We start from the raw sequence: 22,927 nt of genomic DNA on the forward strand, positions 1-22,927 counted from the left end.
AGAAATTATTGGCACTTGTCAAAAGGCTTACATGCTAAAGATGCTCCTATGGTAGGAATGAGCCTAGGGGCTGTTCAATAACCTCTGTTTTAATGAAGTAATTAAGCTTATTCGTTGTCCAAATCTTGATAAATTTAGCGTATAATCAATTTTGCTTCGTTACTTAGATATTTGGTTTCTTTAAAATAGGAAAAAAAAGTTATTGTATAAAGTTCTTAATTAGTAGATTAGGAATTTTTATCTCTAAAAATAGATTTTATTAACAATAGTTGTTTGCTTAGCCGACTTATGAAGTTGAGGAAAAAGAGCTAAAAAAACAAGTAAAATTAAAGATTTAAATAAAATTTTATACTGCAAATGAATTTATTGGTGAAATAAACAGTAAGAGAAGGGCTTGAAAATAAAATGAAGTTGCTTGAAAATGATTTGTAGATAATCTTTTGGTGACTCAAAACATCCTCAAAAAATGGACTTTAGTCGCTCAGCAGCTATATATTTATTTTTCTGACCGTTTTGAGATGGATTTGAATATGGGAGATGATTCTTAGAGCTGTATCCCTTCAACAAAAAAGCCCTCATAAAAAAGGGCTTTTTTGTTGAAAAATACTATTTTTTAATTTTGACGCAGTTTAGTGAACCTTTCCCGTTTTGAGATAAATTTGAATATAGGAGATGGTTCTTGAACTCTTTATCTAGAGCTTACCAAAGCTTATTCTTTTAGTCCTGCATTTGTTAGAGGATTCCTATTAACACTAGGAGCGTACGTACAGTTTTTCTGCTTATAGACCGATATTGTACTTATTCTAAAAGCTTAAGTACTTTATCTTTGGCATTTTCAATTTTGTCTGTTGGAACAATTGTTTGATAAGCTTTTGAAAACAAGGTAGGGAATTCCATCAACAATTTTCCTCCTTGAGCGTTTTGAAGATTGGCATACATTTCTGTTTTCTGAAAATGATCAAATGCATACGTTGAAATCAGAGATATTATAAAAAAGCGATCTGAGAAATAGTTAAATGCTGCCTCTGTATTTCTTTCATTTAAATAATTTATTGTTTGGTCAATTATTGCCTTTTCATTTTTCCCAATCCATTTACTACCCTGCAATTTTTGGAGCCCTGCAACGGCTTGATCAATATTTTCTGCTTCTAAATCCAAGTAAACCTCTAAGGACAATATTAATTCATTATCAAGACCTGTTTCTTTTGCACGTTCTAAAAAACGATGGAAATCCTCGATTCCTTCTTTTCTTTTCTCATCAGTATTCATTCCTATACGGCTTAGACCTCTCAGCAAATGTGTTATTGTTTTTAAATCATCCAATACGGTTTGTTTTGATGAATTTGGAATCAATGTCAAAAAAGAAAAATTACTTTTAGGAGTAATCGTTTTTTTCTCTATCAAAAGGAGGATCTGGGTCAATATCTCTTCTGTAGAATAATTCCACTCATTTTGCATATAAACAATTGCCTTTATCCAAGCACATAAAACCTTATACTCATCGGGGTCTAAGGTTTCTATATCAGTCATATAAGCTTCATACACTCCACAAGAAGAAGGGGCGGGAGCAACTTTTGCGGCCATTAATGAAGCTAATAAAGCATGTTCATAATTATTAGTCCACCTGGGCATATCTGATAAATATTGGGGATTTATCATAAATTTATCAATTCCTTGTATATGACCACCTGCAGATACAGCAGTTAAAAGCAGTGATATATTAACAGCTTGAGCACTTAAATAGGCTAATGCAGGTAACATAGGTGGCAAATCATCTTCCTTTAGCGTTGCCATCTTCTCACGTATTTCATTAAAAATCTGATATAAACTCATCAAATCTTCTGAGGTTAGAGAATCTAAAGTGTAAGAATAAGAAGTATTCACTGTTTGTAATCCCAATGCGAAAACAAGTAGCTTTAATTTTGCAGTATTCTCTTGATCTGCCCCATTCATTTTTTCTAAATCAGCAGGCACAGTTTTTACTAACAACTTTGTTGATTTATAAAAACTCACAACCATTCCATTTACTGCATTTTCTATTTCAGCTTTCTCCCTTTCCAAAGGGGCTTGTTTGGTTAACAAGTTGCACGAATTAAAAAATAGAGTAACTAATATTATGACTAATAATTTACTTTTCATTAATGAGGTAATTTGTAAATAGTTTTTCGAAAAAATTTTCTAAGATAACCCAAGCAAGCTGTTGAAGATCGCCTTAAGTATATTTCCAATAAAATTTATAATCAAATATACAATAATAAGAATAGTCTCTATTTTTTTAAAGAAATAACTAAGAGGGTACTTAATAAACACTAGGTTTAATATACTAGCTTACATAATGTTTATTATTCACCTAGGCACTCTTATTAATGATGTACTATTTGAAAAGAAGGGGTGGCAGAACAAAACAGAGGTCTATAGCTTAACAAATTTGGATTGCCAAAAGGGTTCTTCTTTATCGTCTAACAATTCAATGTGGTACACTCCAGCAGGGAGTTTTTCTAAGTGTAATTGTTCTTGCTCATGCTGTATGGTTTGATGAAAAACTACTCGTCCTTCGAAGGAGTGAATTTTACAGGTTAAGTTGGCTTGAAATGGATGGATAAAAAGGGTGGAAATCCCTTTGGTAGGGTTGGGACTTAGGCTAATATTTGATGGTTTGATTTTGTCCTGCCCCATTTTTAGGGGAGGAGTTGGAGTTATTTTGAGCATTACAGTATCAAAATCAGATAGACATTCATCATCTATAACCTGAAGTTGAAGGGCATAATCAGCTGTTTTTAGTCCCGAAACACTGGTGTTGATAGCGTTAGGATCAGAAATAGACAAGCCAGTTGTAGTAATGATCATGGCATTTAAATAAGCATAACTAGAAGTAGGTGATTTGGTTACATAGATAACAATTTCGCCATTGGCATCTGCTTGCATCCAATTGAGTTGAGCTAAATTTTGGATATTGTAAGCTGCATTTAACTGAACACTGTGTTTCCCAATTCTATAAATGGTTGTTCTATCGCCATTGGTGTTCCTGCTCGCAAAAAAAGAAATCGAATACAATTGATTGGGCTGTAAACCAAAAATGCGAATAGGATGTATACCAGACTGAAACCAATAATAACTTCGGGCAACTACATCAGGAACAATGCCTGTATTGTTGCCTGTCATCACGCCATTTGTATTGCTGCCATTCCAGTTGTTTAACAACTCTATCCCAATAGGAGTTGTATTGCCTAAGGAGTCTATTAAGTCATGAATAATAGTGCCTTGATGCGTTTGAGTAACATTATTCCATGGGCTTGGGGCAGCATAACGCTGATTGGTAAAGTTCACCAGCAGTTTGCTTGTAGGGTGTAGAGGAGCCTCTATAATATTCCATTCATAAGAGATAATTCGCCCATTGGGATCACTACTTAAGTTGGCGTTTAGATGATTATTGGTATTTCCAAAATCTAAATTGAGATCGGGACCTGCATGTGCAATAGGCTTTTGGGGCATATAAGAAATCAAAAGTTCTGTGGTATCTCTTCCGACAAGCCCTTGATGTGTATTGACTGTCAATACAAAAGCATATTGTCCTATTGGTGGATTGGAAATGGAAAGCTCTGAGCTATTTTGCCCTGATATAGAAAGTGGATTGCCTTGGATTTGAGTCCATTGGTAACTTTGTATCGAATCGGTAGCAGTAGAGCAATAAGCATTGCCTTCTAAGCTTACTGTAGTAACTGGGAAGAAGTGCGATTGATTGGCTCCTGCATCAACTTCAAGACCAGTTTGGGGACTCACTAAACCAATGTTTTGGGTGTGGTAAAAACTACCAACATCTAATCGAACATCATCAGGAGGTAGATAACTAATATTCCCTTTGTTGTTCCATTTTAACAATTTCCAATATTGATTTCCATCAGGGCTGGGTTCTTGTAGTGTGTGGGTTTGTATACAACGGTAAAAACGGGTTTGTTTACCAACATGATATTGCACAACATCTCCTACCGTATAGGTAACAGCTTGCCCTTTGTTGGTATTGGTAGAAGGAAAACCATGCTCTTCTCCAACCGTTGCCGTCCATCGTGTCCATCTTAGATAATTAAAATTATCAGATTCTCCAATAAAAGCTCTGAAACAGGGATTGGGCAGTGCTTTTCGAATGTTGTTAGAATCGTTAATTTGTATTAGCCCGTTGCCCCAAAAACCATAAAAAGTAGAACGGGAATAATCGAAACAATTGTCTAGAATATCAGCTGTAATGTTTAAGTTTCTAAAACCAATATAAACAATATTGGGCAGTGGAGTAGTATTGGGGTATACTCGATCATAATCAAAAAAGAACTTTCCTGCATAGTTTTTTTTCCATACCCAAGGCGTAACACCATCTGTACTGCCCAAATAGGAACCAACATTGCCTCTGCTACACCAAATGAGGTTATTTTCTACCGCAATAGGGAGACCATTGGGAATAATGCCCAACTTACTTTTGTTAAAGATATTAATAGCATTGCCTGAAGCGCCCATGATAATGTTGTTTTGGATGGCAATATCACCATTTTTACTTCCTAGTTGAACAATGTTATCTTGCCACTTCTGAAAAGGAGACAACCAGTCAAAAGCCCCCCAAAGTACATTGTGTTCTAGTCGGCATCCAGCATCTTGTTGGCTGACTTGTATGGCTTCACCGCCTGTCCTAAGGACCGCACAATGATGGATGTGTAAATTTTTAAAAACGTGTTGAGCACCGTTTTGAGTAGAACCAATATACATTCCTTCTGAGCCAATGTCGTGAATATACAAGTGGTGTACTTCTACATCATCCATACTGTGTATGTCCATATCGTCATACTTTAGCATCAGGCCTGCAAAGCCCCCATCAGAAATTTCAAGGTGATCAATTTCAAAACCAGTGGCTATTCCTGAAACTTTTACAAGGTTGCTACCTTCATCAATCCATTCACGAGAAACCCAAATTCCATACTGACCACTACTAAAACCGAAATTGGCTGTTGAGTTGCCTTGGCGACACCCTTTATAGGGGGCAGAACCTAAGCCCAAAGTAGGGTTGTAATCTCCTGTTAATCGCCAAAAACTTCCCCCTCTCAATTCAATATAATTGGTTACATAGACTTGCCCTAGAAAATTAGTTACAGGAACACGTTGATGGGTATTGATACCATGTACTTGTGAAAATAAAATGGAAATGGCTTGGTAATGGTCACCACGAATTAAGACTTTATTCGGATAAGAAACGGATGGATAACCTTTGTTTTGAGCATAAATAGCATTATTGCTGTTTACACCATTAAAATAAATATAATCGCCAACATTTACTTGTGGGTATTTATTGGCAAGGTCTGCATCTGCATAACCATTTTGGTCGTATTTCCCCCAAACATCTGTCACTAAAATCGTAGAATGTTGAAGAAAGGCTTGATTGGTAGAATCAGTAGCTTTGATTAAAACAGAATAGTTATTTTTGCGTTCAAAATTAAAACTAAAAAAGGTAAATAGGCTATCAGAGCGAATTTTAAAAAAATCATTGTCATCTGCTCCCTCAATTAACTGAAAAACGTGGCCATTGTTTTGGTCAGCATCTATAGCCGATAGGGTACCAATAAAGGTGTAGAGATCTTCATTTTCAGGAACGTTATTATTGGTCAAAACAATACCTGTTGGTGCTTGGGCAAGGGATGAGATGGTAGATCCAATTAGGAGGAGGGGGAGTAGTACTAGGGATACTGGGAATTTCATAACTTAGGTGTGTTTTATAAAGATAAAATAGACTGTTTTTATTCAAATTCAGAGAGTTATATCAATAAAAAATAATGCCTCAAGAAACAAAATATTATGGGTAAAATGCGCATTAATGAATAAGAATATAGGCTTTGGTTAGTTGGTCTATTTTTATGGTTTAACCCTTGATTATTATGTAGATAGCTGTGGAGGTTTTATCTGTCTTATAAACAGTGGTTTAAATATTAAAGTGATAATAATTGATAATTAAGTTGAATTTGTTAAAAAAAGGAGAGCGAAGGGGCGGGGCATAAAAAAAAGCTGTCCAAAAATATTTTGGACAGCTTCATCTTTTAGATTTGTGATTCTATTTATAATCTTGCCTTGCGAATCATCATAGTCAGGCGACTAACACAGGTTAATTTTCCTGCTTCGTTTGTAATATCAATTTGCCAAATATGCGTTTTTTTGCCGAGGTGAATAGGGCTTACCTTGGCTCTAACTTTGTCTCCCTCAGGAACCGACCGAAGGTGGTTGGCATTGATATCCAAACCAACGGCATGATTGGTCATCGGATCATCAAGACAGAGCACAGAGGCAATGCTGCCAACTGTTTCTGCAAGCGCAACAGAAGCCCCCCCATGCAAAATTCTCATAGGTTGGACATTTTTGTGGGTAACAGGCATTTCTGCAACCAAATAATCATCCCCAAAGGCAACAAATTTTATATCAAATGTTTCAACTAGCGTATTTACAGACATACTATCTAGCCCTTCTAAGGTGAATTCTTGTTTCCAAATTTTCATATTCTAGTAGCTCCTTTTATGGGATATATTGACGATCAAATAGTAATTAATTCATAACAAATTTGTAGCCCACACCACGGACAGAATGAAAGAAGTTTGGCGATTTTGGATCTTCTTCAAAATATTTGCGGAAGGATAAAATAAAGTTATCAATTGTACGAGTAGAAGGATAGACATCATAGCCCCAAACACTTTGGAGAATTTGTTGCCTTGAAACCACTTCTCCTCTACGTTCAATCAGCAATTTTAGCAACATTGCTTCTTTTTTGGTTAACTTAAATTCACCTTGTTTGCCTTTTGCTTCGTAAGTTTTAAAATTAGCCCTGTTGTTTCCAAATTCAAAACTTTCTAAAGAGGTACTTGTTCTTGCTTGACTACGTTTGAGCAAAATTTGAACCCGCAACAACAATTCTTCCAAGTTAAAAGGTTTGACAATGTAGTCGTCGGCACCTTTTTTCAGACCAGCTACTTTGTCGGCAGTGGTATCCTTGGCGGTTAAGAAAATGATTGGAATATCGATGTTAACCAATCGAATCTGTTCGCATAATTCTAGACCACTTACCTCAGGAAGCATGATGTCTAGGAGAATAATATCAAAATGCTGTTCTTTGAATAATTTGAGGACTTGCTTGCCATCACCTGTTGTAACAACTTCGTAGCCCTCTAATTCTAAATTGAGTTTGAGTGCATCTCTAATACTAGCCTCGTCTTCGACTAAAAAAATTCGTACTGCCATGTTTTCTCAGTTAGGAGTTTTAATATTCGTTCATCCAGCATATCCATCCATAACATCCGTGGGGCAATGTAGAAGAGAGGAGGAGAACCTTTAATTCGTTTAAAAATAGCAATTGTTAGCTTGTTTTTTGGGTGTTGGTGGTGTATGATGGATTAGGATTTGGGTAATACAATACTAAAAATACTTCCAGTAGGATGATTACTACGGACATTAATCGACCCTTTGTGCGCTTTTACAATTTGTTGGGCGATGTACAATCCTAATCCTGTCCCTTTGGTTTTTCTCGTATCTTCATTACCAATCCGATAAAATTTGTTAAAAATATTTTCACGTTCTGCCTTGGGGATACCTTGCCCAAAATCGGCAATTTCAATACAGTACATGTTTTCTTTACTAAGCATTAAGTTAACAATAATTTTAGATGTATTTTGGGCATATTTAATCGCATTTTCAATAATGTTTAGGACAACAAATGCCAAGGTGGTTTGGTCGCCTTTTTTTAATATAGCTTGGTCTAAACTACTATTAAATTCAATTTCACCAGCGTATTTAGGAGCGGCAATTCGCATACACTTTTGAGTTAATTCATTTAAATCTATTGCTTCAAAAGTATATTGATACCCTCCGTCAACGCGAGCTGCCAATAATAAATCTTCGACTAATTTATTAAGTCGTTCTGTGTCAGCAAGCGCATTGGTGGTAAGCATTTTGCTTTGTTCGGGGGTGAGGGTTCTTTTGTTGAAAGTGTCAAGTGTCAATTTTATAACAGCAATAGGAGATTTTAACTCATGTGTGATCGACAATAAGAAGTTACGTTGTTGTTCGGCTAAAGCTAATTCTCGTTGGCGGCTTTTAGCAATTCTCCAAATCCCTAAAACAATTAGAATCAATAAAACAGAGGACTCTCCAAATATCATCCATTTTTGTCGCTCATATTGCTCCGTCAATCGAGTATATTCTACCGATTCAAGGTAGATTTGTTTATCTTCGACTCCTTGTTCCTTCATGTTTAGCCAAAGAATTTGCTTTTTGGCAGCCAAGGCATCACTATTTTTTATATACAATAGATAAGACCACCAACCGCCAGCGACCATAACATAAGTGATCACAAAATAGAACAATATATCAGCTCCCTTGATTTTCTTTGACAGCATTGTTAAAACACTTTTATAAAATAATGGTTCGTAATTTTTTAATTTTTTGTTCTTGAATCAAAAAAATTATCTTTTAAGAGTAAGTTTTAACTGAAAAGTTAACATTAATACAACAAAAAAAGCACCAATTCGAGAAAGAATTGATGCTTAATAAAGATATTTTTTAACAATTAGTACATTCCAAGTACGAGTTGTTACAAATTTTCAAGAATTTTACTTTTTAATTAAGACCTAATTGGATCGTAATGTCACCACAAGCTTCAGGCATACCAGGTGCTTTTTCGTATCGGTATTCTTGAGCGCAGCCAACCACCAAATCAATTAACGCTTGACTCGTAATGGTTGATTTTCGGCGATTGAATTTTGCATTTACTACCTTTCCTCTAGCATCAACACAAATGGTTACAACAGCCTTGCCTTTTTCTTGCCAAGAGGCATTGCCTTTTTTGTAATCCTCGCACTTTCTGATATTGCGACGGCTACCAATTTTTCCTTTTCCATTTCCTTTGTCACCATTTCCTGTTCCTCCAAGATCACCCTTTCCATCTGGAGTACCTTGAACACCATTCCCTGTTCCTGTCCCTTTTCCATTGGTTTTGCTATCACCAGGAAACAAGGCATTGTTATTGACGACAGGTTTGGGTGGAGTAGGCGTTGGTGTAGGTTCTACTTTAGGTTTTTCTTCGACTTCGGTAACCGTAGGGCTTTCATCATCCTTTACCGTTTCTACCTCTTCTACTTCCTCTTCGACAGGGTCTACTACTGGTTCTTCAACAGGCTGTTCTACGGGTTGCTCAACGGGTTGTTCTTCTACAAAATCCTCGCTACCACCAGCAATTTCTACATCGCCAAAAGAAGCCATTAAGCCCTCTGCTTCAGGAATAGGATAGATGGTATGAAACCAAGGAAAAAATAAGATAATTAATACAACGGCTAAAAAAATACCCGCACCAATACGACCTTTTTGTTTGTCTTCTGGTTTTTCGAAGTCTTCTAGACTGCTATAATTATTAGATATCATATTATTTGTTTTTTATTTCCCAATCTAAATCCATAGCGGCTACAATCATAATAATATCCGTAATAGACGTAGATTTTTTGGCAGTTGTTGGTACAGTTAATTGAATTTGGTTATTAAGGTGTTCTTTTTTTGCCTGAATAACACGCTGTTTTAAAGTAGATGCAAATTTATTGTAATTGGTTGTGTCTGTCTGAACAACAAATTGATCACGGCTAATCATTTCCACACTTATAATATGCGGTTTAGGGCTTATGGCATAATTCCAAGCCAAATTAATTAGGAGCACCACCAAAATAATGGTTCCGATGAGCATAATTACTTTGCGCCGAATTTGCGCATCATCTGCCCTTTCAAAATTTCTTCTAAACGCCATGTTGTAATGGTTTGTTTTCTATAAACGGGTGGCATTTAATTATAACGAAGATGATCTGCAAAAAGGTTCGAATAAATTAAGTATTCGTGGAACCTATCCAATTAAGAAGAAAGTTTGGTTGCCAAAATCATTTTAACACCAAAATCATTGAGCATATCTACATTGGTAACCAAAGTCTGTGCATCAACCGATTCGTGTATAGAAAGAATGATGGTAATATCCTCTGGTTTGCGTCTATCTTTGCTAATAATACCCGCTAATTTTCCACGAACGGCATCTTCTGCTAGACGGCGGCCATTGACGGTATATTCTTTTCGTTTATTGATGTCCAATTTGATTGGTCCCTCTACCTTTTGCTTACTAGGCGTACTTTTACTAGAATTTGGCAATTTAAGATTAATAGCTGTAGGGCTAACTAAACTAGAGGTCAACATAAAGAAGATGAGCAACAAGAAAATAATATCCGTCAAAGATGACATATTAAATTCTGCAGATACTTTGGTTCTCTTTTTTAATCCCATTTTATATTAAATTTGAAAGCAAAGGTGAATAAAATCGTAGTTTGAAAACAAGATTTATTCATCTCCAGGTTCAGTGGCTAAGATTAGACGAACACCTAATTTATTACTAAGTTTCATATATTCAACAATGGTACCCGTTGTCTCTGTCATTTCTACATTGAGCACAATGGTCACTTCTGTTTGAATATTTTTTTCACGATTTTTCTGACGTTCTTTATTAATAGCCTCTAATAACTTCTGTTCCAATTGAGCTCTAGGCACCTCATCTGCATCTACAAAAAACTTGCCTTCAGGAGTAATCGAAAGCGCTACATTTTGAGGAGAAGGAGTTTTGCTATTAGATTTTGGACGATCTAAGTTTTGTGTGTTTGGACTAGTCAAACTTGATGTCAGCATAAAGAAAATCAACAACAAAAAGATAATATCCGTCAAAGACGACATATTAAATTCTGCGTTGAATTTATTTCTCTTTTTTAATCCCATACTTTTAACTAAGGTTCTGTGGTAAAATAATGAAGAGAAAGGTTTTGATTCTAGAAAACACGTTTTCTAGAATCAAAAACAAACTATTGAACAGGCTCTTGCAATAAGTCTAAAAACTCTACGGTAGCTGCTTCCATTTTAAAAACAACCCGATCCATTTGAGCAATCAAGGTATTATAACCAATGAAGGCAATAATTCCTACCACTAAACCAAAGGCAGTCGTAACCAAGGCTTGGTAAATACCACCCGCTAAAGACTCTGTACTAACATCACCGCCAGCCATATTCATAAACGACAAGATCATACCCGTTACCGTACCTAAGAAACCAATCATAGGAGCAGCACCAGAGATCGTAGCCAATAAAGACAGGCGTTTTTCTAATTTGTATATTTCTAGATTACCAACATTTTGTACGGCTGTATTAATATCCTCTAATGGTTTGCCAATGCGGTGCAAGCCTTTAGATACAAGTCTAGCAACAGGTGTGTCTGTTGTGTTGCACTTGTTGATGGCAGATTTAATATCGCCACTTTGTACAAAATTACCGATTTCTCTCATAAAAGTGTCGTCTACTTCACCAGCACGTTTGATGGTCAAATAGCGTTCGATAAGAATATAAATAGCAACAACAGATAAGAACAAAAGAATAATAGCGATAGTGATACCAATTGGACCACCTTTTACTACAACTCCAATCAATGAAAAACTCTCTACTGTTGGTGTCAAAGTAGAATCTGTTGCAGGTAGCTGAAATAAGAAAAATGGATTAGAAAACATAGTGTTATTATTTGTTTTATCTAAGGATGTAAGTTTAAAAAAAAAGAAATGTAGGTATTACACAGACATTTGAGCGTAATATATAAATTATAAGAAGTACTTACTACAATATTGTAGAATAATTTTAATAGAAAACGGATTTTGTATGCTTTTATTTTGTTTGGCTTGCTTTATTAGGATTGTCGTAACATTTTGTCTAAGCCCCTATAGAATATTTGGTTGGTTTCTTCTACCTTTGCTAGTAATGCACAATTTATGCGCTTAAATATCATTATTTAGGGCATTTAGAAACTAAAAAAATCCATGAAATTTTTATTTTTTTTCCTTAATATTTTGCTTACTTATTCTGCATTTCCCCAATTAGACAAGGAAACCGAATATCAAATAAATCAGCTTGTTGAGACGTTTAAACAAAAAGACTATGGGCGAGTGGTTTACTTTGCGGATGAGTTGCTAAAGAAAAAACCAGATGATTATTATTCATTGGTCTATAAAGGGCAAGCCTTGTATCATCTTGGAAAAAATGAAGCAGCGATTCAAGCCATTACAGAAGGGATTAAAATTAATCCCCAATATTTTGAAGCTTATGAGTGCAGAGGGCTTATTTATAGTTTTATGGAGGAGTATAACCTTGCGATAAAAGACATTCAAGTAGCCATAAAAAATGACCCTAGAAATGTAATGTTATTAAATCTTAGAGGGAAAATTTTTCAAAAAAAAGGCGAATTTGATAATGCCATAAAAAGTTATGGTCATACCCTAAGTGTCGATTCTTCCAATCACGAAGCCTTGGTTTCTAGAGCCTATTCCAACAAGGCGCTAGAGAATTATTCTAAGGCACTTGAAGATTTAGAAAAAGCAATAACTATTGATGCGACAAATGTCCTTCAGTATGAAGTAAGGGCATTTACCTATATTGGAATGGAGGCATACGAAAAGGCAATAACAAATTTTGAAAAAATCATTCGTTTAATTTCAAAGGTTGATGGAAAAGAGCATGAGGATTGGCTAGCATATACTTATAATAATATAGGATTTGCTCAATCCAAAATTGGAAAAAATACGCTTGCTTTAAAGTATATCAATCAGTCAATTGATATGCTAGATACCAACCCTTATGCCTACAAAAATAGGGCACTTGTTTATTTAAATCTCAATGAAAAAGCAAAAGCATGTAATGATCTAGTAAGATCAAAACAGCTTGGTTTTACTAAATTATACGGCAATGAAGTTAATGAGTTAATCAAAAAAAATTGCGTGAATTAATCCATTTGAACGGTAAGTGGTGCATCACCATCTATATCCGCTAAAATCATGATTTTTTGCCAAACTTTGCGACTGAAACCACTGGTTAGAGATTCTATTTCATTAACTGTTCGGACAATAACATCATCAGGAAGACTTTGAGAATATAAAGCTGCAACTTTTCCAATTAGCGATAACATTTCTGAGCAATAATCTAGATAACGTTGCAATTCAAATTTGCTAAGGCTGCGCTCTGGAGAATTGTACGTTTTAAGTTTGATAACTCCTATCATTACAGGATCTTTGGTGAGCTGATGCATGTCAATAACATGCGCCAAACCTCTGAGTTGATCTAAAATTTTAATGGCTTTGTTGCGTTTGAGTCGAACTTCTAAGGTTACCAAAAAGAAAATAGCTGCTCCCAATAAAACCAAATCATTGATGGTGGCTTCTGCAAGCGTAACGACATCCACAAAACTAAGATTAGAAAACTTAAAATTAACCAAGGTAAAGCTATAAATAATGCCTACCAGCCCCATTAAGATAATTGCCAAAGCAAAAATTCGAATCGACAAGTTTGGACGACCGATATAATTAATGTTTTCTTGGCTGTCGTCGGCTATTTGGATAAAACCTTTGCAGGTTTTTAGTAAACTAGAAGAAGGAAATCGGTCTTCTATGCGTTTTTCCAAAGCCTTAATGGTTCCCATTATTTTAGCGGAATCAAGGACGAGGTTTACTTCGTTGTGTGGCATATATTAGGTGAAAATGAGTGTTAAATAGAATTTAATCATAGAAGTTGTTAAAAAATGATCTTAACACCTGCGATCCAACCATAGCAGCCATCGAACTAAAGTGAAACGCTCACGAACGAAGTGAGCTAATCGGCAGCTAAGGCTTGTTCTGTTGTAGCATTGCTACAAACCACGCAGTTCGCTGTTGCTCATTAGCTCCGTAGCTGCTTCGCAGTTCACAACACACAAAGTCTATCAGACTTTGTGTTAGTTCATAGCTACGAAACAAAAAACGAGCTTTGCCCGATAACTACTAGCTTTGATCTCGAAAATCAACAACATTTTTAAACAACTTCTTAAACTAATGTAAGAAAGTTTTTGTGATAATACGATTTTAACCTAAAAATCACGCTACTTGACAGTTGAGGCGAGCTTTAAACTTGGGCTAGCTTTTAGCCATTTTTAGCTTGTTTCTAACATTTATTATCAAAAAATCAATCGTGTTAATTTTTTTTAACCGTTGGGTAGCGCAAAAATATTGTAACCTTTTTTTTAGAGTACATTATGGAGTTGTATCAAATTACAAAAATCATTTTAACCTATCAATACACTAAATTGCTAGAATGTGCAAAAAAAAGTTAGCAAAGCCGTGTAAAGGGAATTTATTCTAATAAAAAGAAAATTATATGAATGCCAAGAAAACGATTTTACGGCTTTTGGCACCTGTTGCGACAGGGGCTATCTTATTAGTTGCTTGTAATAATAGTTCCAATTCCATTGAGCAAACTCAAGTAGCGTTGCCAGAAGAAAACGTAAACGCAGAACAATTAGCTGTTCAACCGCCAATACCAGGAATTGATGTTCCTTTTAAGTCTTATGCTGTTCCAGTTGACAAAGGAATGCTTATCGAAACAGAAACGGGAACAACTATTGAAATTCCTGCGAATGCTTTTGTGGATAAAGATGGAAATCCAATTGAAGGAAATGTGGACATTAAGTTTAGAGAGTTTCATGATGCAAAGGATATCATTGCTAGCGGTATTCCTATGCACAACCCAGAAACAGGAGAATATATGGAAACCGCAGGAATGTTTGAAATAAAAGGAGCGCAAGCAGGAAAAGAAGTTTTTGTTAGAGGGGATAAAGATATTCATGTCAATTTAGCTTCTTTTAACGAAGGAGACAACTTCAATTTTTATCATTTAGGACCTAAGGACTGTCGTTGGGAAGATAAAGGGACAGCAAAATCCAAGCCTAATACCAAAAAACAAGCACGTATTGCAGAATTAGATCGCCAATTACCAACTCGTCCTATCCAAGCTAGAAAACGTTCGAATGTAGAAAATTTTGTTTTTGACTTAGATATTAACTATTCGATGTTTCCCGAATTAAAAACGTTCAAGGGAGTAGTTTGGGAATATGCAGGAGAAGGAGATAATCCTCAGAAGAACGATTGGATTTTTACATCGGATTGGGATGGTATTGATTTAAAAAAATCAGAAACGGGTTATTTTGAGTTGGTATTGTCTAACTCCGAAAAGTCTTTCAAAACCTTGGTACGTCCTGTATTGAGCGATGAAAATTATGAGGAAGCTCTAGCTCAGTTTTCGGCGACTAAAATGGAAGAGTACAATAAAGTAAAAAAAGCACAGCAGGAGGAGCGCAAGCGTTTGGGGATGCAAGCAGATTTAGTCCGTTCTTTTGCTGTACAAGGCTTTGGTACTTACAATTGGGATATTTGGCATCGACGAGGAAGAACTCGCTGTGCCGCTAAAGCTCAATTTGATGAATTAGCAGGTGTAGATAAGGATGTCAATAAAATCTCTTTTTTCCTAGTAATGGGAGGAGAACGATCTGTTGTACGGTACAGTCCCTCTACCTTAAATAAGTTCTCATTTGACGCAAACGATGAAAATATATTATTGGCTATTTTACCAGAGGGAAAGGTTGCTGTTTTTTCGGCACTAGATTTTAAAAACCTAGATTTAGATAAAATTGTCCGAAGCAAAACGGCATTAATTGAAATGGCAACTTCAACCATTCAAATTTCATCATTAGACGATTTGGATCAAGTAATCGACCAAGCTCTGTTGACTTAAGAAGCCATTTAATAAAAGTCTGTAATAAAATCAGTGCCTAGGTTTGTCATAAGATACAAAAACCTAGGCACTACACTAGAAGCCTTTCGGTCTTAAAATTCAATAAAAAGAGTTAATTTTAGCTAGGCTAGCTCTTACAGGGGCTGTCAATTACCCCATTTTTTTCATTCCAAAACATACCAATTATGTTACATTTTCTTTTGATAGTTATTGGAGTTCTACTTTTTGATACCGCTAGTGGGCAACAACGCTTGTATCCCGTTCATGTCAATCAAAAGTGGGGTCTAATGGATGTTGAAGGAGGGCTGGTAGTAAAGCCTATTTATAACAATATTGGATTATTTGAAAAAGAAGGGTATGCCATTGTGGAAGAGGATGGTTTGTTAGGGGTGGTCGATACCTTGGGGACAATTGTTATTCCCTGTAAATATGCCTTAATGGATTATATCGGCAGAGGATTATTTTCTGTAAAAGTTGGTGAGGTATGGCAAGTGATCAATATAAAAGATAAGCTAATCTTGGATAAAATGGCGGGAAAGATTCGCTTTCTGGAGGGCAATTACTTGAGTTATGAAGAACTGACAGGGCTGGGATTGGCGCATATTGATCGTGGCGTTCTTTTACCACCTCAATTCAAAAGCTTTAATTTTTTAGAGGGAGGGTATATTGTAGGAATAGACGAAAAAGAGGTGCAAACAATACATGATAGCAGTGGTCAGTCAATCATAGCCCATGGATTTAGTAAGATTAAGATTAAAAACAACTGGATTTGGGGAAAGCGAAATGGCAAATGGGGGAGTTATACCCTAGATGGTCAAGTAAAGCTCCACCATAATTGGAGCTTTTACGAAAGCAAAGGAGTTAATTTTTATGAATTGATTGATGAAGATGAACGGCACTTTTTATACTCTAGGTTTTTGGATACGATAATCTTACGTAAAGTTCCAAAATTGGAAGCTTTTGATGTCAATCGTGTTGAATTTGTTCGAAGAGACGGATCTAGAGGTTTGGTAGATCGTAGAGGGAACATTCTTTTTGAAGGAGCCTATGAGTTTATTACAAAATTTTCTCCAACTACTTTTCGGGTTAAAAAAGAGGATCATCAAGGGGTTATTAGAGCCGATGGCAGTGTTTTGATTCCGTTTATTTATAATTATATTGGAAATTTGGATGACCAAGTGGCGATTGTTCGTAAAAAAGAGCAGTATGGAGTGATTAATCAACAAGGTAAATTGGTATTACCTCCTGTTTTTCAGACTTCACCAGAGCTTAGGGACAACCATGTTCGTTACAAGGACCCTAATGGCGCTTTGCAGTTATTTGATTTTGACGAAAAGGGAGAACTGATTAAGAATACAACATTTTCGAACCTAAAATCACTAAAAATTCGCATCTCTAACCGAGGAGCTAATCTTGCTGTTAATAATACTCCAAGGAACACAACCAATCCTTATCAAATTAGTGATAGTCTGTGCTGGTTGTTTCATTCTGGCTCTAGAATGTGGGGCTTGTGGAATCTCCAAACCAAAAAATATAAATTTGCACCACAATGGTCCAGTGTGGTCGTTCTTAAACAACAAGGATTAAGCATTGTTGGGCAATCCGATTTGGACATAGGGGGGCGGCTTAATACAGGGCGGATTAAGTTGAGAGTCAATGAAGTTTTTGGTTTATTTAATAATAAGCACGGTTTGCCAATTTCTAAGATGGAATTTATTGACATTAGAATGTCTGATTTTCAAACCTTAGGTTTGGATATTGCACGTTGTATTTTTGTTGGTGGTTCGCATGGTTTGCTCAAAAGTAATGGCAGGGTCTTGGCTAGGGGCTATGTGTATATTGGTGAGTTTATAGAAGGCAAAGCAAGGGCAACCAAAAAGGGGCGTTTAGTTGTTGACTTAGATAGAAAGATCAAACGTCCAATAGGAAAAGCTAGTACCTATTACAATAGTTTAAGAGCAAGCTATAGTTTTGATAATGATGATGATCCTAAATTTTTTAGGGCGTTAAATACTCATGGTCAGTTGTATTGTGTGGATGCTAAATGGGGGTATATTGATAGCTTAGGAGGAAAAAATAGTGGTTTTAAGTATGATTATGTAGAAAACTATTCAAACGATCGAGCATTGATTCGTCAGGATGGCAAATGGGGAATGTTAGACCATGAGGGAAATGAAGTTTTAGCACCTGCTTATGACAATTTTAATTTTTTGCCCAATGCCAATAAAAAACTCTTCTTTATTACTCGTAATCAGCAACTCTATGGTGCAATTGATAGCAATGCAAAAATTATTGTGCCCGTTAAATACACCAGAATTAGAACCTACAAAGAAGATAGAATTGCTGTCAAAAATCAGGCTGGACGCTGGGGCTATGTAGATCGAAATTCCAATGAAATTATTAAGACAAAGTATCGAGTAGCCTATGATTTTAGCGAAGGCTTGGCGGTTATATTCGATCAATCAAGATGGGGTGCCTTAGATCAAAATGGAAATGTAGTAATTAAACCTCAGTATCTTAAAATGGGGAGTTTTGTAGAGGGCAAGGCTTGGGTGCATCTTGCTAGAGGAAAAAAAGGCTATATTAACCAAAAGGGGAAGTTATTATTTTCTGGAAAATACTCTAAACTAACCGACTTTAAGGATGGTATAGCAAGAGTTTTTGTTCGAAAAAAAGGCTGGGGCTTGATGGATACCACAGGGCACTTGATCCTAAAACCTAAAAGACATTTTAAAAAAATAGAACCATTTAATAACTATGGTTTAGCTAAGGTAAAAATAGGCAAGAAGTATCGCCTAATTAATCGGGAGGGTAAATTTGTTGGAAAGAGAGCTTATGGAGCCATTAAGGAATTCAATGAAGGACTCGCTATTGTTCGACTACAAGCATTAAGTGGTTTTCATTTCGGAAGGCCTAATCTTAAATGGACCTTTATTGATACCACAGGAGAGTTGGTTACCAAGAATGAATTTAGACAATTGCAGGCTTTTTCTGAAGGAAGGGCTGCTTTTACCAACGAAGATTCTAAACGAGGTTATATTAATAAAGAAGGAGCGGTAATTATAGAACCAGTTTATTTTAGAGTAGAGGAATTTAAAGAAAATAGAGCAGTCGTTTGGGACAATTATAATCGAACGGGAGTCATTGATACCACAGGAAAAGTAATTATACCAATCGAATACAATAAAATCCTTGACATTAATCAGGGGTTGGCATTGGTTCGAAAAAATTCTTGGACTTATTATTTTGTTCGGGAAGATACCAAGCGACACACCCCAAATAATTTTTCAGGCGCTCATATTTTTGAAGGTAATGTTACCCCTGTCAAATCCAATAACAAATGGGGCGTTATCAATGAAAAAGGTTTGCAAATGTTGATTCCTAAATACGCTAAAATTACTCCCTTTGAGGAAGGGGTTGCTAAGGTTTCGGTGACCGATCTAATAGGCGTTGTAGATGTTAATGGAAAGGTGATTATAGAACCAGAATACGAATACATAGCTTATGTGGGCAAAGGCTTGTTCAGGGTAGAACGAGGCGATAAAATGGGCTATCTAAATATGGATGGTGAGTGGGTTTGGTCGATGAAGTAATGCTCGACGGACAACAGAGTGGACTAGTAGTACCTTGCCAAAATAGACTAAATCAAATAAATTATGGGGGATTATATTTTTCTAATATGCATGATAATATTTCTTCTTTGAGAATGCAAATTGTATGGCAAGGCTGCCCAATAGATTTCTCTGAGCTTTAAAAAATAAATACTTAAATATAATGAAGTACCTTATCTTTGGGGGCATATTATGCGTCTTCCTAAACACCAATCTTTGGGGACAACATAGTATTTCTATTAACGGAGGATGGACATACTCTAATTTATATCAACTAGCAACAAAGGAAGCTTTTGAAGCGAGCTATTATCATAAAGAGTTATTTGATTTTGGGGTGGTACACATGCCTTTTTTAGGAATGAAATATGAATACATTTACCATTCCCTAAGATTGTCAACAGGGATAAATGTATTGTCAATGGGAGCCAATCATTATTATTTAGAGGGAGCCGAAAATATTTATATGTATTTAACCTTTCCAATCATTGTAGGTTACCAGTTTAACTTCAAAAATAATTATTCTTTAGTCTTGGAAGGAGGAGTAGAAGGAGGGACTAGTATTGCTAATGTAGGGTCTGTAGTTGCTCTTGCTAGGTATAAACAAACAAGACCTTATATTGGACTTTTGTTGGGGTTAGAGGGGAAGTATAAACGCTTTAGTTTGGGAGCCAAGTTTCATTTGGGATTAAATGTTTTTGATAAATTTGTTTTTGGTGCTACTTACGATGATGATACTTTGTATTTTAAACATATAGGAGGAACAGTCTATTTAGGTTATACGCTTTGGAATTCTAGCCAATCAAAGAAAGAACAATAGTTACTGGCAAAAAAGACCTAATAATCATTGCATCATACGAATTTATGATGCAATCATCTCTTCTGAGTAAAGAACCCGTTTTCGTTCAAAAAACTGTAGATTATACAACAAAAATGCTCATTAAAAATTAGTTGTAAGCCATTTCCCAATCTTTCCAAACGGGCTCATAGCCTTGGGCTTTGAGCATTTCAACAATTGTTTTAGGAGAACGCTCATCCGAAATTTCAAATTGTTCCAAGGACTGAGGCTCTACCTTGTACCCACCTGGATTGGTTTTGGACCCTGCGCTCATAGAGGTAATCCCTAATTTGATGATGTTATTGCGAAAAACTTCTGTTTCACGAGTAGATATAGATAATTCTACCTCTTCGTTAAAGATTCTATAAGCACAAATTAGCTGCACCAATTCTTTATCATTCATCGCAACTTTAGGCTCTAGCCCTCCCGAAAAAGGACGCAAACGAGGAAAGGAGATCGTATATTTTGTTTTCCAATAGACTCGCTCCAAATAATCCAAGTGCAAAGCTGTAAAAAAGCTATCGGTTCGCCAATCTTCCAAGCCAATCAAGGTTCCCAATCCAATCTTGTGTACCCCTGCTTTCCCTAGTCGATCAGGAGTGTCTAAGCGATAATAAAAATTAGATTTTTTACCTTTAGGATGGTGTTTTTTGTAGTCCTCCTTGTGATAAGTTTCCTGATAGACCAAAACGGTATTTAAACCCAAAGGAAGCAATTCTTCATAGTCTTTTTGATCCAAGGGCTGTACTTCCATCGAAATATGCGCAAAGTGAGGGCGAATGATTTCTAATGTCTTTTTAAAATAATCAACCCCAACCGTCTTATTGGCTTCGCCAGTGACCAGCAAAACGTGTTCATAGCCCATATTTTTGAGGGTTTCTATCTCTTGAAGCATCTCAAAACCGTTAAGGGTACGGCGTGGGATTTTGTTGTCTAAGCTAAAACCACAGTAAGTACAAATATTTTGGCACTCATTGGATAAATACATGGGAATATATAGCTGCATGGTTTTGCCGAAACGCTTTAGGGTGAGCTGATGGCTAAGTTGTGCCATTTGCTCTAGGTAAGGCTCCGCAGCAGGTGAAATCAAGGCTTTAAAATCTTCTATTGTTCGTTTTTGCGTAGTCAGTGCTCGTTCTACATCCGTTGCAGTTTTGTTATAGATGCTTGCTTTTACGTTGTCCCAATTATATTGATCAAATATCGTCTTAAAATTGCTCATCGTTATCTCCCTCTAATAGCATTAGTAATGATTCTTATTCTCTTATTTTACTGGCAAAAGTAAACCATAGATGTTAGAAAATCTATTTATTGAAGGGGTATTTGTTCATGGACAAAAAATAGGGAACAATAAAGCGCTTATAGGAGTGATAAAAGTCATATATATAATTGATTTTTGTCATGACAAAAATCAATGCTTTCAACTACTTTTGGAATTGTAAATAATAACCTTGTTAACAACAAAAATGACAATTATGATTAAGGAAGTAGAAGGAGATATTTTATTGACAAACGCTCAAGCTATAGCACATGGAGTAGCACCAATGGATCATTTTGATAGAGGTTTGGCATTGGCTTTAAGAAGCAACTATCCATCTATGGCAAAAGATTTTAGACATTATTGTCACCTTACGAACCCTTCGCCAGGAGGGGCTTGGATTTGGGGTGGTGTTGGAGGTGTGCGCATCATTAATCTAATGACGCAAGAGCCTGCCAAACAACTTAATGGACACCCTGGAGAGGCTACTTTGCCAAGTGTGAACCACGCTTTGAAGGAATTGGTAAAGATGGTTAAAAAAGAAGACATCAAGAGTTTGGCATTGCCTAAACTAGCAACAGGGTATGGTAATTTGGATTGGGAGAAGGTAAAACCATTGATTTATGATCGTTTAGGAGACTTAGATATACCCGTCTATATTTATAGCTTGTACGTAAAAGACAAAAAAGCAGAAGAATAAGCTTATTTGGATTACACAATCTGCCAAGTTGAATAAGAGCCAATTGGAAAATTACTTCCAATTGGTTCTTATATTTTAAGAAACAAACCCCTCCAAGATAGGGTCTCAAAGGGGCAATATATTGAATATGCAAACTATTCAACTATTTATGTTTTGGATATAATTTTGAACACTAGGACTGACCGAAATATTGGGGCGCAACAATTCGTCATCAATCGCTTCTAGGGCGATTGTTTTTAGCGGAATTTGCCCTGCCCATACGGCTAAGTCATAATCTTGTTTTTCATCTTTGGGATGTCCTGTTCGAACTTTGGCCGCTCCTTCTTCTATCAATAATTTTAACACGGTAGTTCCTTTTAGCTCCTTTGTATTTGGACCCCGTACTTCTTCCCAACGATTGGGGATGAGATGATCGGAAATAATTTTTAACCCCAACTCTTTCTCTACTAGGTTTTCTACCAAAACGGGTTGCCCCAACAACGAAACCGATTGATAATTCATAGAATGATGAAAGGCTGACCGAGCGAGGACAATGCCATTGACCAAGGAGACACTAAAGCAAATCGATTGTTCTACAATACTTTTGAGCATTCGACTACTGGCCGCACCGTGAATATATAAATGGTCATCTAGGCGACCATAGAGGGTAGGAATAACAAAGGTTTGCCCTTCAATCGTAAACCCAATATTGGCTAAATAGCCTTGATCTAAAATTTGGCAAATACGTTCTTTGTCATAAATGCCTCGTTTGGGAACTCGTTTGACGGTTGTTCGCTCTGTTTTTAACGTTACTCTTTCCATTGTTTCCTATTTAGTATTGTGAATCGTCTAGATTGTTAAAGCAAATGTATAAC

The 22,927-nt window shown here is 36.1% G+C and carries 18 protein-coding genes; 5 read left to right on the top strand and 13 right to left on the bottom strand.

Annotated features, from left to right (window positions below):
* Nucleotides 1-798: 798 nt before the first annotated feature.
* From AsAng_RS06870 to AsAng_RS06915, 10 genes are all read right to left on the bottom strand, one after another.
* On the bottom strand, nt 799-2,139 hold the full coding sequence (locus tag AsAng_RS06870; RefSeq protein ID WP_264792057.1) for a hypothetical protein: 1,341 nt from the start codon (nt 2,137-2,139) through the stop codon (nt 799-801).
* Nucleotides 2,140-2,412: 273 nt separating this feature from the next.
* On the bottom strand, nt 2,413-5,736 hold the full coding sequence (locus AsAng_RS06875; protein WP_264792058.1) for a PKD domain-containing protein: 3,324 nt from the start codon (nt 5,734-5,736) through the stop codon (nt 2,413-2,415).
* Between the two features lie 353 nt (nt 5,737-6,089).
* Nucleotides 6,090-6,524 carry a hotdog fold thioesterase gene (locus AsAng_RS06880; protein WP_264792059.1) on the bottom strand — a complete coding sequence of 145 codons (435 nt, stop codon included), beginning with the start codon at nt 6,522-6,524 and terminating at the stop codon, nt 6,090-6,092.
* A gap of 46 nt (nt 6,525-6,570) precedes the next feature.
* Nucleotides 6,571-7,260 carry a response regulator transcription factor gene (locus tag AsAng_RS06885; protein ID WP_264792060.1) on the bottom strand — a complete coding sequence of 230 codons (690 nt, stop codon included), beginning with the start codon at nt 7,258-7,260 and terminating at the stop codon, nt 6,571-6,573.
* Nucleotides 7,261-7,412: 152 nt separating this feature from the next.
* A complete protein-coding gene (locus AsAng_RS06890; RefSeq protein ID WP_264792061.1) occupies nt 7,413-8,414 on the bottom strand; it encodes a sensor histidine kinase in 1,002 nt (333 codons plus the stop codon).
* Nucleotides 8,415-8,634: 220 nt separating this feature from the next.
* Nucleotides 8,635-9,435, bottom strand: coding sequence for a hypothetical protein (locus tag AsAng_RS06895; RefSeq protein ID WP_264792062.1), 801 nt, complete (start codon nt 9,433-9,435; stop codon nt 8,635-8,637).
* Nucleotide 9,436: 1 nt separating this feature from the next.
* Nucleotides 9,437-9,808 carry a hypothetical protein gene (locus tag AsAng_RS06900; protein ID WP_264792063.1) on the bottom strand — a complete coding sequence of 124 codons (372 nt, stop codon included), beginning with the start codon at nt 9,806-9,808 and terminating at the stop codon, nt 9,437-9,439.
* A gap of 101 nt (nt 9,809-9,909) precedes the next feature.
* On the bottom strand, nt 9,910-10,329 hold the full coding sequence (locus tag AsAng_RS06905) for an ExbD/TolR family protein (protein WP_264792064.1): 420 nt from the start codon (nt 10,327-10,329) through the stop codon (nt 9,910-9,912).
* Nucleotides 10,330-10,383: 54 nt separating this feature from the next.
* Complete coding sequence (locus AsAng_RS06910) at nt 10,384-10,812, bottom strand: ExbD/TolR family protein (protein ID WP_264792065.1); 429 nt, start codon at nt 10,810-10,812, stop codon at nt 10,384-10,386.
* A gap of 83 nt (nt 10,813-10,895) precedes the next feature.
* The gene (locus AsAng_RS06915; protein ID WP_264792066.1) at nt 10,896-11,591 is read right to left on the bottom strand and encodes a MotA/TolQ/ExbB proton channel family protein; all 696 of its coding nucleotides are present in this window, start codon (nt 11,589-11,591) and stop codon (nt 10,896-10,898) included.
* Between the two features lie 303 nt (nt 11,592-11,894).
* Here AsAng_RS06915 and AsAng_RS06920 point away from each other — a divergent pair, with 303 nt between their 5' ends.
* Nucleotides 11,895-12,857 carry a tetratricopeptide repeat protein gene (locus AsAng_RS06920; RefSeq protein ID WP_264792067.1) on the top strand — a complete coding sequence of 321 codons (963 nt, stop codon included), beginning with the start codon at nt 11,895-11,897 and terminating at the stop codon, nt 12,855-12,857.
* On the opposite strand, the gene AsAng_RS06925 is transcribed toward AsAng_RS06920, so the two are convergent.
* Nucleotides 12,854-13,591: a hypothetical protein gene (locus AsAng_RS06925; RefSeq protein WP_264792068.1), complete on the bottom strand. Its 738-nt coding sequence runs from the start codon at nt 13,589-13,591 to the stop codon at nt 12,854-12,856. The genes AsAng_RS06920 and AsAng_RS06925 overlap by 4 nt on opposite strands.
* 665 nt (nt 13,592-14,256) lie before the next feature.
* Between AsAng_RS06925 and AsAng_RS06930 the strand changes: the two genes are divergently transcribed.
* The 3 genes from AsAng_RS06930 to AsAng_RS06940 all read left to right on the top strand — a co-directional run bounded on the left by AsAng_RS06930 (nt 14,257) and on the right by AsAng_RS06940 (nt 20,097).
* Nucleotides 14,257-15,669, top strand: coding sequence for a hypothetical protein (locus tag AsAng_RS06930; protein WP_264792069.1), 1,413 nt, complete (start codon nt 14,257-14,259; stop codon nt 15,667-15,669).
* A gap of 185 nt (nt 15,670-15,854) precedes the next feature.
* Nucleotides 15,855-19,262 carry a WG repeat-containing protein gene (locus AsAng_RS06935; RefSeq protein ID WP_264792070.1) on the top strand — a complete coding sequence of 1,136 codons (3,408 nt, stop codon included), beginning with the start codon at nt 15,855-15,857 and terminating at the stop codon, nt 19,260-19,262.
* 181 nt (nt 19,263-19,443) lie between these two features.
* Nucleotides 19,444-20,097 (top strand): hypothetical protein, encoded by a 654-nt coding sequence (locus tag AsAng_RS06940; protein ID WP_264792071.1) that lies wholly within the window; start codon nt 19,444-19,446, stop codon nt 20,095-20,097.
* Between the two features lie 127 nt (nt 20,098-20,224).
* On the opposite strand, the gene thiH is transcribed toward AsAng_RS06940, so the two are convergent.
* Entirely contained in the window at nt 20,225-21,337 is a 1,113-nt protein-coding gene (gene thiH / locus AsAng_RS06945) for a 2-iminoacetate synthase ThiH (RefSeq protein ID WP_264792072.1), read from the bottom strand.
* 253 nt (nt 21,338-21,590) lie between these two features.
* Between thiH and AsAng_RS06950 the strand changes: the two genes are divergently transcribed.
* Nucleotides 21,591-22,073 (top strand): macro domain-containing protein, encoded by a 483-nt coding sequence (locus AsAng_RS06950; protein ID WP_264792073.1) that lies wholly within the window; start codon nt 21,591-21,593, stop codon nt 22,071-22,073.
* Nucleotides 22,074-22,211: 138 nt separating this feature from the next.
* Here the strand turns inward: AsAng_RS06950 and AsAng_RS06955 are convergent, their stop codons facing one another.
* Nucleotides 22,212-22,874, bottom strand: a complete 663-nt coding sequence (locus AsAng_RS06955) for a pyridoxamine 5'-phosphate oxidase family protein (protein ID WP_264792074.1) — start codon at nt 22,872-22,874, stop codon at nt 22,212-22,214.
* Nucleotides 22,875-22,927: the final 53 nt, after the last annotated feature.

It is taken from the genome of Aureispira anguillae, assembly GCF_026000115.1.
GTDB lineage: Bacteria > Bacteroidota > Bacteroidia > Chitinophagales > Saprospiraceae > Aureispira > Aureispira anguillae.